The organism is Bacillus sp. AM 13(2015), from assembly GCF_001518755.1.
GTDB lineage: Bacteria > Bacillota > Bacilli > Bacillales > Bacillaceae > Bacillus > Bacillus safensis.
Window position 1 is genome coordinate 82,734 of sequence record NZ_LKCP01000008.1, and the last position, 13,988, is coordinate 96,721.

General features: G+C 40.8%; 15 protein-coding genes and 1 pseudogene. 14 read left to right on the forward strand and 2 right to left on the reverse strand.

The window, feature by feature from the left end; all coding sequences use genetic code 11:
- Positions 1 to 28: 28 nt before the first annotated feature.
- From pstC to pstB (AOQ70_RS01675), 4 genes are read left to right on the forward strand one after another with little or no spacing between them, the layout of a single operon-like run.
- Positions 29 to 955 carry a phosphate ABC transporter permease subunit PstC gene (pstC, locus tag AOQ70_RS01660; protein WP_047202305.1) on the forward strand — a complete coding sequence of 309 codons (927 nt, stop codon included), beginning with the start codon at positions 29 to 31 and terminating at the stop codon, positions 953 to 955.
- Positions 955 to 1,839 (forward strand): phosphate ABC transporter permease PstA, encoded by an 885-nt coding sequence (gene pstA / locus AOQ70_RS01665; RefSeq protein ID WP_039179988.1) that lies wholly within the window; start codon positions 955 to 957, stop codon positions 1,837 to 1,839. The genes pstC and pstA overlap by 1 nt, the downstream gene beginning before the upstream one ends.
- Positions 1,840 to 1,862: 23 nt before the next feature.
- Positions 1,863 to 2,675: a phosphate ABC transporter ATP-binding protein PstB gene (pstB, locus tag AOQ70_RS01670; protein ID WP_024422992.1), complete on the forward strand. Its 813-nt coding sequence runs from the start codon at positions 1,863 to 1,865 to the stop codon at positions 2,673 to 2,675.
- Between the two features lie 15 nt (positions 2,676 to 2,690).
- Positions 2,691 to 3,473 (forward strand): phosphate ABC transporter ATP-binding protein PstB, encoded by a 783-nt coding sequence (pstB, locus tag AOQ70_RS01675; protein WP_039179987.1) that lies wholly within the window; start codon positions 2,691 to 2,693, stop codon positions 3,471 to 3,473.
- A gap of 41 nt (positions 3,474 to 3,514) precedes the next feature.
- On the opposite strand, the gene AOQ70_RS01680 is transcribed toward pstB (AOQ70_RS01675), so the two are convergent.
- Together AOQ70_RS01680 and AOQ70_RS01685 are read right to left on the reverse strand one after the other, a co-directional pair.
- A complete protein-coding gene (locus AOQ70_RS01680; protein WP_024422990.1) occupies positions 3,515 to 4,015 on the reverse strand; it encodes an endolytic transglycosylase MltG in 501 nt (166 codons plus the stop codon).
- On the reverse strand, positions 4,012 to 4,359 hold the full coding sequence (locus AOQ70_RS01685) for a hypothetical protein (protein ID WP_024422989.1): 348 nt from the start codon (positions 4,357 to 4,359) through the stop codon (positions 4,012 to 4,014). Before AOQ70_RS01685 ends, AOQ70_RS01680 begins: the two co-directional genes overlap by 4 nt.
- Positions 4,360 to 4,772: 413 nt before the next feature.
- Here AOQ70_RS01685 and rpmG point away from each other — a divergent pair, with 413 nt between their 5' ends.
- The 10 genes and pseudogenes from rpmG to AOQ70_RS01730 form a co-directional block, all read left to right on the forward strand.
- A complete protein-coding gene (gene rpmG, locus AOQ70_RS01690) occupies positions 4,773 to 4,922 on the forward strand; it encodes a 50S ribosomal protein L33 (protein ID WP_008360061.1) in 150 nt (49 codons plus the stop codon).
- A 48-nt stretch (positions 4,923 to 4,970) separates the two neighbouring features.
- On the forward strand, positions 4,971 to 5,522 hold the full coding sequence (locus AOQ70_RS01695; protein ID WP_059374620.1) for a 5-formyltetrahydrofolate cyclo-ligase: 552 nt from the start codon (positions 4,971 to 4,973) through the stop codon (positions 5,520 to 5,522).
- Positions 5,523 to 5,658: 136 nt separating this feature from the next.
- The gene (locus AOQ70_RS01700) at positions 5,659 to 6,120 is read left to right on the forward strand and encodes a hypothetical protein (RefSeq protein ID WP_059374622.1); all 462 of its coding nucleotides are present in this window, start codon (positions 5,659 to 5,661) and stop codon (positions 6,118 to 6,120) included.
- Between the two features lie 85 nt (positions 6,121 to 6,205).
- Positions 6,206 to 6,379 (forward strand): hypothetical protein, encoded by a 174-nt coding sequence (locus AOQ70_RS19635; RefSeq protein WP_162473402.1) that lies wholly within the window; start codon positions 6,206 to 6,208, stop codon positions 6,377 to 6,379.
- An 86-nt stretch (positions 6,380 to 6,465) separates the two neighbouring features.
- The gene (locus AOQ70_RS01705) at positions 6,466 to 8,004 is read left to right on the forward strand and encodes a rhomboid family intramembrane serine protease (protein WP_059374625.1); all 1,539 of its coding nucleotides are present in this window, start codon (positions 6,466 to 6,468) and stop codon (positions 8,002 to 8,004) included.
- A 70-nt stretch (positions 8,005 to 8,074) separates the two neighbouring features.
- Positions 8,075 to 8,278: a YqgQ family protein gene (locus AOQ70_RS01710; protein WP_008342322.1), complete on the forward strand. Its 204-nt coding sequence runs from the start codon at positions 8,075 to 8,077 to the stop codon at positions 8,276 to 8,278.
- A 13-nt stretch (positions 8,279 to 8,291) separates the two neighbouring features.
- Entirely contained in the window at positions 8,292 to 9,245 is a 954-nt protein-coding gene (locus AOQ70_RS01715) for an ROK family glucokinase (RefSeq protein WP_039179975.1), read from the forward strand.
- Positions 9,246 to 9,458: 213 nt separating this feature from the next.
- A pseudogene (locus AOQ70_RS01720) lies at positions 9,459 to 11,377 on the forward strand (LTA synthase family protein).
- A gap of 86 nt (positions 11,378 to 11,463) precedes the next feature.
- The gene (locus AOQ70_RS01725; protein WP_059374629.1) at positions 11,464 to 12,588 is read left to right on the forward strand and encodes a M14 family metallopeptidase; all 1,125 of its coding nucleotides are present in this window, start codon (positions 11,464 to 11,466) and stop codon (positions 12,586 to 12,588) included.
- 155 nt (positions 12,589 to 12,743) lie between these two features.
- On the forward strand, positions 12,744 to 13,988 hold a 1,245-nt coding region (locus AOQ70_RS01730), incomplete at its 3' end, for an MFS transporter (protein ID WP_059374632.1).

Below are 13,988 nucleotides of genomic sequence, written 5' to 3' on the forward strand. Positions count from 1 at the left end.
TATGACATTCATAGGAGTGTAGAAAAAGATGAAGCAGATAGAACATACAGAAGCGAGCGATCGGCTGATCAGCTCGAAGAAAAATAGGCAAATGGATGAAGTAAGAGGAAGTATTTTGGTAAGATTCTGCGCATTCTTAATGATTGCAGTATCCATCGCCATCACCATCTTCCTTGGCATTAAGGGTTTACAATCTTTCATCGTAAATGGTGTAAGCCCAATTGAGTTCTTAACCAGTATCAATTGGAACCCAACAGCAGAAAACCCGGAGTACGGCGCATTTCCTTTTATCTTTGGATCGATCGCCGTCACACTTCTATCGGCACTCATTGCAGCGCCGCTAGGCATCGCAGGAGCGATCTTTATGACAGAAATTGCACCTGCATGGGGCCGGAAAATTCTCCAGCCAGTCATTGAATTGCTTGTAGGGATTCCATCCGTTGTTTACGGATTCATAGGTCTTACAGTATTGGTGCCGTTTATCGGACATTTCAAGTCAAGCGGCTCAGGGCATAGCGTGTTAGCAGGAACGATTGTCCTGTCTATTATGATTCTGCCAACCGTTACATCTATTGCAACTGATGCAATGGCTTCCCTTCCAAAAAGCTTGCGTGAGGGATCGTATGCACTTGGCGCAACAAGATGGCAAACGATTAGACGTGTGCTTGTACCAGCAGCTCTTCCAACATTAATGACAGCTGTCGTTCTTGGGATGGCGAGAGCATTTGGAGAAGCCCTTGCCGTTCAAATGGTCATTGGAAACACACGTAATTTACCAGAGAGCATTATGGATACAGCTGGTACATTAACAACCATTATTACGTTAAACATGGGTCACACAACGTATGGAAGTGTTGAGAACAATACACTTTGGTCAATGGGGCTTGTCCTTCTAGTTGTATCGTTTATGTTCATACTCATTATCAGATACTTGTCGTCTAGGAGGAAGATTTAATGAATAGCAAAATGACCGATCGTTTTGCCACGATTGTTTTTGGATTATGTGCCGCCATTATTACGGCGATCCTAGTTGGTTTGTTTTCTTATATCATTTTCAACGGTGCAAAAGAATTAAATTTTGACTTTTTGACAACACGCTCAAGTGCAATTGGCTCTGGCGGCGGCATTAGGGATCAGCTGTTTAACTCGTTTTACATTTTGTTTATTACAATGCTGATCACAGTACCACTTGGTGTCGGTGGCGGAGTGTACATGGCTGAATATGCGCCTCAAAACAAAGTCACTGATTTTATTCGTACATGTATTGAAGTGCTGTCTTCACTTCCTTCCATTGTCATTGGTATGTTTGGTTTACTTATGTTTGTCAATTTAACAGGCTGGGGCTATACAATCATCGGAGGAGCTCTTGCGCTCACGGTGTTTAACCTGCCAGTGATGGTCAGGGTGACAGAAGACGCGCTTCGCTCTGTACCGAAGGATCAAAAGGAAGCATCACTAGCGCTTGGTGTGACGAAATGGCATACAGTGAAGACGGTCCTGATTCCAGGTGCGATTCCTTCTATTATTACCGGTGCGATTTTAGCATCAGGAAGAGTTTTCGGGGAGGCAGCAGCGCTTCTTTTCACAGCAGGCCTCACCACACCGCGTCTTGATTTTACAAACTGGAGTCCATTTTCTGATACGTCACCGCTGAATATTTTTAGACCGGCAGAAACATTAGCCGTTCATATATGGAACGTCAATACACAAGGAATCATTCCAGATGCAGAGGCCATTGCAAATGGTGCATCAGCCGTACTTGTGCTTTCAGTTTTAGTATTCAACTTAGCAGCTAGATGGCTTGGTTCATTTATTCATAAGAAGCTTACGTCAAAATAATGTGAGAAAGGTGTGAAGGGGATATGGTTCAAATGCTAGCAGAAAAAAAAGAGATTGCAGCAAAAAAGGCTCCACTTCAAGCAGAACAGATTTTACAGGTGCAGGATTTAAGCATTTATTATGGGGAAAAAAGAGCGGTCAATCACATTTCATTTGAAATTGAGAAGAACGCAATTACCGCATTAATCGGCCCATCTGGTTGCGGGAAATCAACCTTTTTACGCAGCATTAACCGCATGAACGACTTGATCCCAGGTGCGAGAAGTGAAGGGGCGATCATGTACGAAGGGCTCAATATTTTGGATGACCGCATTAATGTGGTCAATTTAAGAAGAGAGATCGGTATGGTTTTCCAAAAACCAAATCCATTTCCTAAATCGATCTACAATAACATTACCCATGCGTTAAAGTATGCGGGTGAAAAAAGAAAATCAGTGCTTGATGATGCGGTAGAGGAAAGCTTAACAAAAGCGGCGCTTTGGGATGAGGTCAAAGATCGTCTGCACCGCTCAGCTTTGTCATTATCCGGCGGTCAGCAGCAGCGCCTTTGTATTGCCCGTACACTTGCGATGAAGCCCAGCGTTCTTTTATTAGATGAACCTGCTTCTGCCCTAGACCCGATCTCAAATGCAAAAATTGAAGAGCTATTATCAGATTTGAAAAATGATTATTCGATCGTCATTGTGACTCACAACATGCAGCAAGCGTTACGTGTATCTGATCATACGGCCTTTTTCCTAAACGGTGATCTAGTAGAATATGATGCCACTGAACGTATCTTTACACGTCCTGCGCAGCAAAAAACAGAAGACTATATCAATGGTCGATTTGGATAAGGCGGGTGGATTTTGATGAATGCAGTAGCAACTGAAACAGCCAAAAAAGAAGTGTTTCGTGTGAATGATATGAACCTTTGGTATGGACAGCATCACGCACTCAAGCATATTGATTTAGACATAAGAGAGCATGAAGTCACAGCAATTATCGGTCCGTCCGGGTGCGGAAAGTCAACGTTTATCAAGACCTTAAATCTCATGGTCAAAACAGTGCCAGGTGTGAAAATCACCGGGGATATGATGTATAACGGTGACAATATTTTAAAAGGCCGTGTCGATCTCGTGGAACTGCGTAAAAACGTTGGGATGGTCTTTCAAAAAGGAAACCCATTCCCTCAATCTATCTTTGATAATGTCGTCTATGGGCCAAGAATTCACGGGGTGAAGAGCAAGCAGCAATTAAAAGAAATCGCTGAAAAAGCGCTTCGTGATGTTGCCCTTTGGGATGAAGTGAAAGATCGCTTAAGTGCGCCTGCATTAGGTCTTTCCGGCGGTCAGCAGCAGCGTCTTTGTATCGCAAGAGCCATTGCTACAAGCCCAGATATCTTATTAATGGATGAACCAACATCAGCGCTTGATCCTGTCTCAACATTAAAGATTGAAGAATTGATTATGAAATTAAAAGAGAAATATACGATTGCCATTGTGACGCATAACATGCAGCAAGCGGCCAGGGTATCAGATAGAACAGCCTTCTTCTTAATGGGGGAGCTTGTTGAGATCAATGATACGAATGTGATGTTCTCTGAGCCAAATGATCAAAGAACAAATGATTATATATCTGGTCGATTTGGATAACAAAAACCCCTGGAGGTCAGCGCCGCCAGGGGTTTTTATTGTTATTTTGTTAAGGCTTTGACGATTTGTTTGAACGTCATCCCTGTTTTTAAATTGAACTTGCCTGCACGAATTTCTTTATGGTAGCCGGCGTCAATCACGTAATCATTAAAATCTTTAGACGAGTTGATGATTCCGTCCTTTTCAAGCATGTCTGAAACATCACTTGTGCTCATCCCGTTTTTAATAACGAATTTGACCGATTTTCCTTTAGGCTTGTCTGATGTTTCTTTATCATTTTTAGAATCGCCGTCTTCATTTGCTTTCAGTGCTTTTTCTTTATAATCAAGAAGCTGCTGATATGTTTCACGGCTAACGGAGACTTCTTTTTTAGAGTCTAAATAGTTTTTCACGTCAGTGTCTGTTACTTTCGCTGCGAGCGTTTCTTTTGTGGTCGTATCAGCCGCCGCTTCATCTTTTCCAGTGAGGAAAAAAACGATTGCCAGAACACCAGTTGCAAGAATCATACCTGCCGCAAACGTTTGGATGCTTTTTTTCGTCATACAAGCACCTTCTCGTTGTCTTTAATGATCATGTTGACCTCATCTACAGATACATGCTCAGCGCGTGCAATGGCCTCAGGAGACATGCCATTTTGATGCTTTGAAATGATTTGTCTTGCGATAGATGGATCAATTTCTGAATGTTTGCGGACGACGATGTTTGTTTCAAGCAATTCTTCTTCAAGAACCTTCATTTTCTTTTTCAGTTTATAGATTTCTTGCATTGCAGATAGTTGAAGTGTTTCAAGTTCCTGCTCGACTTCTTTAATCGGCTCTCTTTGAAAATATGAGAATGCGATCAGTACGATACTGACAACAAGCAATCCAATAATTGCAATTTCCATGTTTCATCACCTTTTATTCGTATTTTAATGCTGAAAACCATAAAAGGCTTTCATGATTGTTTCAGACAGTTTTCGACCCTTCTTTTTTATACCATAAAAAAGCTAGTTTCAAAAGGAATTGCTGAAAAAATCACCTTTTTTTCATCTTTTTTCTTTTTATATGAAAAACGAGTATGAAAATCTTGCTCGCTGTCAAAATAAAAGAGGGTTTCTCATGTATACAGTACGACAAAGATTGACGTTTTATAGGGGAGCAGGCCATTTTTCATGAAATGATCGTACGATATAGATCAGAACGCAGACGGATTGCACTGAAATTGAAATTGGTGAAAAAACATTCTAGCATTCCTAAGCTAGAAGTGGTATTATAGTTAGGTCTGAATGTGAATTGATTTTAGTTTGGAGGGAAAAACATGCGCGTAAATATTACTCTAGCTTGCACTGAATGCGGTGAGCGTAACTATATTACTAAAAAGAATAAGCGAAACAATCCAGATCGCGTTGAATTCAAAAAGTATTGCTCACGTGATAAAAAACAAACTTTACATCGTGAAACAAAGTAAGCAGCAGGGAATTTTCCTGCTGTTTTTTTATGATGGGAGATGATCTGTGTGAAAAAGGAACTCCGCCTTCAAACATTAGCCAAGCTGGATCAGATGAGTGCTGAGGAATTCGAGCGAAGCACCGCTTTACTTCATGAGCACTTGTTTCAGCTGCCAGCATGGAAACAAGCAAATACGATTGCACTCACCATGTCTAGAGGAAAAGAGGTACCGACAATGCCTCTCATTGAAAAAGCATGGCAGGAGGGGAAAACAGTATGTGTACCCACCTGTTTTCCGGAAACAAAAGAGATGACGTTTTATAAATATACACCAGAAACGAAGATGATATCCCGCTACTTTGGGCTATTGGAGCCCGACCCTATGGCGTCGGCCGCTGCATCTAAAAAATCAATCGATTTGATCATTGTGCCTGGGGTGTGCTTTGATCGACAAGGTTACCGTATCGGATATGGGGGCGGCTATTATGACCGCTACTTAGCTGATTATCACGGTGAAACCCTTGCCCTTTGTTTGACTGTTCAGCAAACCGAGCAGATTCCGGTTGAAACGCACGACATTCCGGTCTCCATTATCGTCAGTGAGAAAGGTATCTTATAAAATAAAGTCCGCTGCTTATACGTATGAACGGGCTTTTTGTGTTGAGCGAAGGTCTTGTTTGTGATCAAAAGTCACATGAACGATAGCGATCAACATTCTTCATTAAAAAGCATTTTAGCTGACGGGGGGATATGTTTTGAAAAAATTTCGTGGAAAGAAAAGATACTTCCGTAATATGTGGGAGGAAGTGAATACTTATCAATTAACGCTCGACCACGATTCGTGGTTCTCTTTTTCGCATACGCACCTTGATTTTTTTGGAGTCGGGGAAAATAGCTTAAAAATAAGGAGAGAACATATTAAAGCTCATATCGCTTTATATCATAGGCTGTTAAAACAGCTTGAAGGCTTTGAAAAGCCATACCAAACTTGGATTTGTATTCACGAGCATGACCCTGGTTTAGACGCTGTATATGTTCATACACCAAATCCATACGACAGTTACTTCCCGCACAAGGTGGAGGGGTTAGAGCGGAATTGTAAGCTGCCTCATACTTTCAAGGATTTAATCGACCTTCATCAATTTGACGTTTCTTATGATCAATCAGAGGGAGAGGTTTATTATATTCAATCAAAAGAACAAGGGATTAGATTGTGAAGGCCTGCTTTTAAGCGATAAAAATGTTGGTTCATGCATAAACAAATCCTATTTAAGCCACGATACGAACATAGGAGGGAATATGATGAATAAAATGATTTGGAGCATTGTGTTCACACTGTTTGCATTCGTTCTCGTGCAAAATCGTTATCGGCTCATGAATTTGATTTTAGGCCAAAATCAAGTACGTCACTTTTTGATTAAATGGCTGATGAAAATCCCATATTTTCGGACGAAATTTATTCGCCAAGCATTCTAATCCCGCAAATGCCGGGATTTTTTTGTTTTGAAATGCGGATCAGAACGATTCTTGTTATAATAATGTAAAAAATGGAGCGCGAATGTATGAATGTCATAGATAGTCTATTTTGGCGAGTTGTTGATGAACTAAGACAAAAAGGATACGAGATGATTCAAAGTCCGTACCCAGAAGATGAAATATTTTTTGAAGCACCACGAAACTCAGGCTATGATCTCATTCGTCTGTATAGAAAAGATGTGAATTTCAGACAGGAGATCGTTCGAGATATCGAGGAGCAAACATATCGGATCAATCAGCTGAGAGAAGCTATGCGTAAACGATCGCTTCATCTCTTGCAGCTGCAATTTACAACTGATGTTCCAGTAGATGATTGGGAAGACTTAAACGGTGAGCTGCAAAAAGAGAATAAGGTGACAGTTACTCCTGTGTTACTCAATGCAGACACGCTTCAAAACGATATAAACGAACTGCAAAAATGGCTGAATACATCTCTTGCAGTTGATGTAGAAGAAGCGAAGAGAGACACAGCTGAGGATGCAATGCAGCTTAAAAGGAACGTGCTCCAGGCATTTGATGATCAGGAAAAACAGCGTGAACGAGAACGGGCCGTGTTTCAAAATGGCAGACCCATTTTCACCTACTTGCTGATCGCTGTCCAAGTGGTGATGTTTCTTTTACTTGAGCTATCTGGCGGAAGTACCAATACGGCAACTTTAACTGCATTTGGTGCTAAAAATAATGTGCTGATTTTAGAGGGTGAATGGTGGCGCCTGATAACACCAATGTTTTTACATATTGGCTTGACGCACTTACTCTTTAATACTTTTGCTCTTTGGTCAGTTGGAGCGGCTGTTGAGAGAATTTATGGGTCAGGAAGATTTTTGCTCATCTATTTAATTTCTGGCATTTTTGGCTCCATAGCGAGCTTTGTGTTTAATACGGCAATTGCAGCCGGAGCATCAGGCGCGATTTTTGGCTGTTTAGGGGCACTGTTATATTTAGCTATCTCAAACCGAAAGCTTTTCTTTCGGACGATGGGGACAAATATTATTGTCATTATTCTCATTAACCTAGGAATAGGCTTCACTGTATCAGGTATTGATAACGCAGGGCATCTTGGCGGTCTGGTTGGCGGCTTTTTCGCTGCATTAGCTGTCCGTCTTCCTAAACAGACGCAGCCTGTCAAAATGCTTCTTGCGACTGCTGCTTTGCTCTTGATTGGTGGTTTTGGATTGTATACAGGGTTTCATTCAGATAATCAAAAGGAAGCAGCGGCAACAAGTGAGGCAGCGAGTTTATTTGATGAGAAAAAGTATAGCGAAGCAAGTGAACGACTAGAGGAATATGTACACGAAAAAGATGCATCAGCTGAGGCACTTCATATTTATGCACTATCGGAAGCGCAGCAGGGCCAACTTGATAAGGCTATTCAATTTTTACAAAAGTCGCTTGAAAAAGATCCAGATGATCCAAATAAACTGTATCATTTATCGTTGTTATTCGTAGAAAAAGGAGAGACAGCGAAAGCAGATGATCTATTAGCGAAAGCATTAAAACAAGATCCTCAAAATGATCAATTTTTAAAGCTGAAACAATATATCGAAAATAGTCAAACACGTTGAATGACTTGACTGAAAGCGCATTTATGAATACGCTTATCCTATCTGTTGATGAGAAGAAATGGTGGAAACAATGAAAACGTTATATGATGTACAGCAGCTGCTTATGAGATTTGGAAATTATGTGTATTTCGGAGATCGTGAAGTAGAATTAGAATTTATGGCAGACGAATTGAAGGAAATGTATACATCGGGCATCATTGACCGGACTGAATGGTCAAACGCAATGACGATTCTTCAAATGGAGTTAGCCAAACTAAATCGAAAAACAATGTGAAGGTGGAGGGCATATGACAGGGGATTGGTTTGTAGGTATTGATCTTGGCGGTACGACAATTAAGCTTGCGTTCATTAATCTATATGGTGAAATTCAGCATAAGTGGGAGATTCCTACGGATAAATCCGGGCAGACGATCACAGTCGATATTGCCAAATCAATTGACCATAAACTGGTTGAGATCAGTATGCCGAAATCAGCACTTATTGGGATCGGAATGGGTGCACCTGGACCTGTAGATAAAGTATCTGGAATCGTCTATAAAACAACGAATCTGGGCTGGACAAACTATCCGTTGAAAGATCACCTAGAGGCAGAGACAGGACTTCCATCTGTCATTGAAAATGATGCGAATATTGCTGCACTCGGTGAAATGTGGAAGGGTGCAGGAGATGGCGCAAAAAATATCCTGATGGTCACACTTGGAACGGGGGTTGGCGGCGGCATCATCGTCAACGGTGAAGTTGTTCAAGGGGAGACAGGAGCTGGCGGAGAAATTGGCCATATTTGTGCCGTTCCATTTCAAGGAGCACCTTGTAACTGCGGAAGAACAGGCTGTATTGAAACAATCGCATCTGCAACTGGCATCGTCCGGCTTGCAAAGGATAAATTAGAAACCGAGCAGCATACATCTTCACTTGGCACGCTCGCTTCGCTATCAGCAAAGAATGTATTTGAAGCGGCAGAAAACGGAGATGATCTTGCAATGCGTGTCGTAGAAGAAGTGACGACACATCTTGGACTTGTCCTAGCGAATCTTGCCAGTGCTTTAAACCCAACGAAAATTGTGATTGGCGGCGGTGTTTCAAAAGCAGGTGAGCTTCTTCGCAGTAAAGTAGAACGCGTTGTGAAACAACATGCGTTCCCGCCTTGCGCAGACGATGTCGAAGTGGTGATAGCATCACTCGGAAACGATGCGGGTGTCATCGGTGGTGCATGGATGGCAAAAACCAAATGGCTGTCTTGAACAAAAAAGTCATAATGATGTCATTTTTATTAAAAAAAGCGATAGATAGGCATGAAATTGGATGTTTAGCATATTCATAAGTTTGTCATGAGGAAAAAGACATTGATTTTCCATCATATACAGGATAAGATATACTTTAGTTATTTTTCTAGAAGCACCAATAATTAGGGTATATCCTGAGCCTGGGTGCGCGCTTAGCATAAGGAGGTTACAATGCGAAAGAATAGATTAAAGGCGATTTCATTTTTACTGATTGCGACATTGCTGATGTGGGTCAAAACCTATGTTATCTATAAATCTAGCTTCAATATTAAAATTGAAAATTTCATGCAGGAGTTTATCCTGTTTATTAATCCGCTTAGCTTTCTTTTGTTTATCTTCGGTATCGGTTTATTTTTCAAAGAGAAAAATCGAAATCGATATATCATCGTGACAAGCTTTATCCTGACATTCATTTTGTTAGCCAACATTGTGTTTTATCGATTCTATAGTGACTTTCTAACCATCCCCGTCCTATTTCAAACAAACAATATGGGTGACCTCGGGTCAAGTATTACCTCTTTAATTGAACCAGTCGATTTACTGATGTTCGTTGATATCATCATTTTAATTTGGCTCTATAAAAAACAGCCTTCCTTTAGAACAGATGTCACAGTTTCACGAAAAGAACGAGCAGCATATTACTTATTTGTGGCAGCTACATTTTTCTTTAACCTTGGTTTAGCTGAAACAGAAAGACCAGAACTGCTTACTCGCTCATTTGACCGTGAGATGCTGGTGAAAAATATCAGCTTATATAACTTTCATATTTATGACGGGGTATTGCAATCGAAGCAGTCCGCCCAACGAGCCCTTGCTGACAGCAATAGCTTAACTGAAATTGAAAACTATGTAAGCGCAAATCAAACAGACCGTAATGAAAAGACATTTGGTCAAGCAAAAGGACGAAATGTCATTCTTGTATCACTTGAATCTACACAGAGTTTCGTGATCAATGAAAAATTAAACGGGAAAGAAATTACTCCGTTTTTAAACAAATTGATCAAGAAAAGCTATAACTTTACTAATTTTTATCACCAAACAGGTCAAGGGAAAACATCTGACTCAGAGTTTATTGTAGATAATTCTCTTTATCCACTTGGAAGAGGGGCTGTGTTCTTCACAAATCCAAGTAATGAGTTTACAGCGACACCTGAGCTGTTAAAGGATGAGGGCTACCACTCTTCTGTTATTCATGCGAATAACAAAAGCTTCTGGAACCGTGATCTTATCTACGATAGCTTTGGCTACGACAAGTTCTTTGATATTAAATCATTTGATGTGAATGAAGAAAACTCAGTTGGCTGGGGACTGAAAGATGGTCCGTTCTTTGAGCAGTCCGCTGAATTAATGAAATCGATCCCGCAGCCTTTCTATACGAGATTGATTACATTAACGAACCATTTCCCTTTTGATTTAGATGAAGAAGATAAGCTCATTGATGAATATGATTCAAAGAGTAAAACGCTGAACAAGTACTTCCCTACAGTGCGTTATCAAGATGAAGCCCTTAAGCTTTTCTTTAAAAAGATGAAGGAAGCTGGGTTATACGATAACTCCATTTTTGTTTTATATGGGGATCACTACGGAATTTCTGAAAACCATAACGAAGCCATGGGACAATTTTTAAATAAAGAGATTACGCCATTTGAAGAAGTACAGCTTCAAAAAGTCCCATTTGTTGTACACATTCCAGGGGTAACGGATCAACATCCAAAAGAAATTGATACGGTAGGTGGTCAGGTCGATATCCGTCCAACTGTACTCAATCTTCTAGGCATTGATACAAGTAAACAAATTCAATTTGGTCATGACCTTTTATCGAAAGATACGAATGACTTTACAGTACTCCGTGATGGAAGCTTTATTACGAAGGACAGCATTTTTACAGATGGTGTTTGCTACAATAAAGAGACAGGCGAGCCAGCAGATGATAAAAATTTGTGTCAGTCTTATGAAGAGAAGGCGAAGCAGGAGCTTCAATTCTCTGATCAAATCATCTACGGAGATCTCCTTAGATTTTATGATCGAAACAGCCCGACCATTCACCATCCAAAAAAGAAGGTGAAACGGAGCTGAAAAAGGCGTCCTAATAGATGAAAAAACCTCTGCTATTTTTAGAAGCAGAGGTTTTCTTTTTTTGCCTGACGGCTCATATAATATGAGAGGAGGGATGTAAATGAAGACAACGTCGTTTGGAAAAATTGAATGGCAGCTGGATGAAGCGGAGAGGGATGCTGTGGCAAAGCAGCTTGGTATTGGCAAAGCTGCTTTTCATTTATCTAATCAAACAAGCACTGATGACCTTCTTTTACCGGGATATAGACTTCCAGAAGGAGTCCATGAATTTGATTCCATCGGTGATGTGCAGAAATTTATTGCGCCTTATAGACTGCAGCAATCCGATGATTGGATCAATGGAACATTTGAATATGATAGCGCTCAATTAGAAGAAGAGCTGAGCCGCTTGAAAGCCGTATTTCCTTTTCTTCATATCAGCGTCATTGGTCATTCAGTGCTTGATACACCTATTTATGAAATCCGAACAGAGCCTGTTCAGCATTTACATTCTATTCATCTCAATGCCACATTTCATGCAAATGAATGGATCACGACGTCTGTTTTATTAAAATGGTTGAAATCGCTTTGCTTAGCAGCGTCTGACCCGGTTCAGGCAAGACATTATGAAGCGGTTCATATTCTGCAGACCACCGCTTTATCCATCGTGCCAATGGTCAATCCAGATGGAGTGGATTTGGTTCGTAATGGACCGGAGTCACTAGGTCTTCATCGTGAAGAATTCACACTACTAAACGGTGGATATTCCGATTACCGGGAATGGAAAGCAAATATTCGAGGGGTGGATTTAAACAATCAATTCCCTGCTTATTGGGAGATCGAGTACTATCGTCATCAGTCGAAGGCACCGTCCTACCGGGATTATCCTGGGCGCGAGCCATTAACAGAACCAGAAGCGAAAGCGATGGCAAATCTTGCGCTGCGAAAACGATTTGACCGGCTGATTGCCCTTCATACACAAGGAGAAGAGATTTATTGGGGTTTTCTTGGCCATGAGCCAGCCATCTCAAAAGAAATGGTCAAACGATTCGAACAAGTGAGCGGCTACAAACCGATCCAATATCTCGACAGCTATGCAGGCTATCGCGATTGGTTTATTTATCAATTTCATAATGAGGGCTATACAGTTGAGCTTGGTCTAGGGAAAAATCCTCTTTCCATGGATCAATTTGATTCGATTTATGAAAAAACAAAGCGGCTTTTATGGGAAGCGTGTAAGTGTTAAAAGCACCTGTCTGGTGCTTTTTCATATTGGAGCAACAATCAATTGCTTATGGTCAATAAAAACAATGTTGAAGTAATTGACGAAGGCTTTCTTGTAAGCTATTGTGAAAGATATGGATGTAAAAAAAAGGATATGATTTAGGGAGATGTCGACTATTGAGTGCTCAAAGCCTGTGGAAAAGAAATTTTACTTATCTATTTGTTTCTAAAATGTGCAAAATTACAGCGGATAGTTTATCTTTCAACACCATCTTGTGGCTTTTGGTACTAGGAGGGAAAGGAGCAATAGGGACAGCTTTTTTTATTGCGGTCAGCTTTGTCCCTCAAGCGATTGTTGGACCATTTATTACGCCTATGATGAAGCCGCATCAATTGAAATTTTGGATGTGCTTTGCTGATTTAACACGAGGAGCGATTATTCTTGTGATCGTGGTTAGTTACTTTTATGGTTTCACACCATTAGTCCTCATCATTGGCTGCATGCTGCTTCATTCGGCGACGGGAGGCTCCTACGAACCGGCATCTGTATCGATTATTCCAAAGCTTGTCCATGAGGACCTCATACAAAAGGCGAATGCAACCATCCAATCAGCAAGTCATGTCGTAAGACTTGTGACGGTAACGATTTGTGGTGTCATGATTGCATTTGTAGGCGTAGGCTATACAATGCTTGTGATCATTCCTCTTTATCTTTTGTCCGCTTTATTGGTGTTCATGATTTCATATCAAACAGAAGCCATCATCGATAAAGCCAAAAAAGGATTATCTTATGGCAAAAGATTAATTCGAGGTTTTTCACTTGTTAGAAGCCATCATATTTTGTTTCCGTTAGCCATTTTTTGTGTCTGCTCAAACTTTGCTGCGGCACCATGGGAAGCATTGTCTGTTATTTATTTAACTGAAGATTTACATAGTGGACCGGTCGTCTATTCATTCATCAAAGTCACAACCGCACTAGGCGCATTTTTGATGGGGTTTGTTTTGACAAAAATAAAAGTGAATCGGTATGGATTGCTGTTTATAGGTGCTGGGATTGTTGATGGAATCGCCTTCTTCATCACAGGTATGAACGCATTGTTACCACTTGTGTTTATATCAGCTTTTGCTTTAGGAGCAGCCATTAGTGCAGTTAACGTACCCGAACATACGATGATTCAATTGTCAGTAAAGGCAGAGGATCAGCCGCAAGTGTACGCGATTATCAACATGATTTCCTTCTTGATGATTCCGTTAGGCGCTCTCATTGGCGGTTATATGGCTACACTGTTTGGATCTGGGTATGTCATTGCGGCTGGCGGCATCATTGAAGCTGTTTCAGGTATATGCTTGCTTTTGTTTACAAAGATCGGAAAGGTAGAGAGGGCGGATTTGACGATAGAACGAGACAAACCTGCTGTAAAA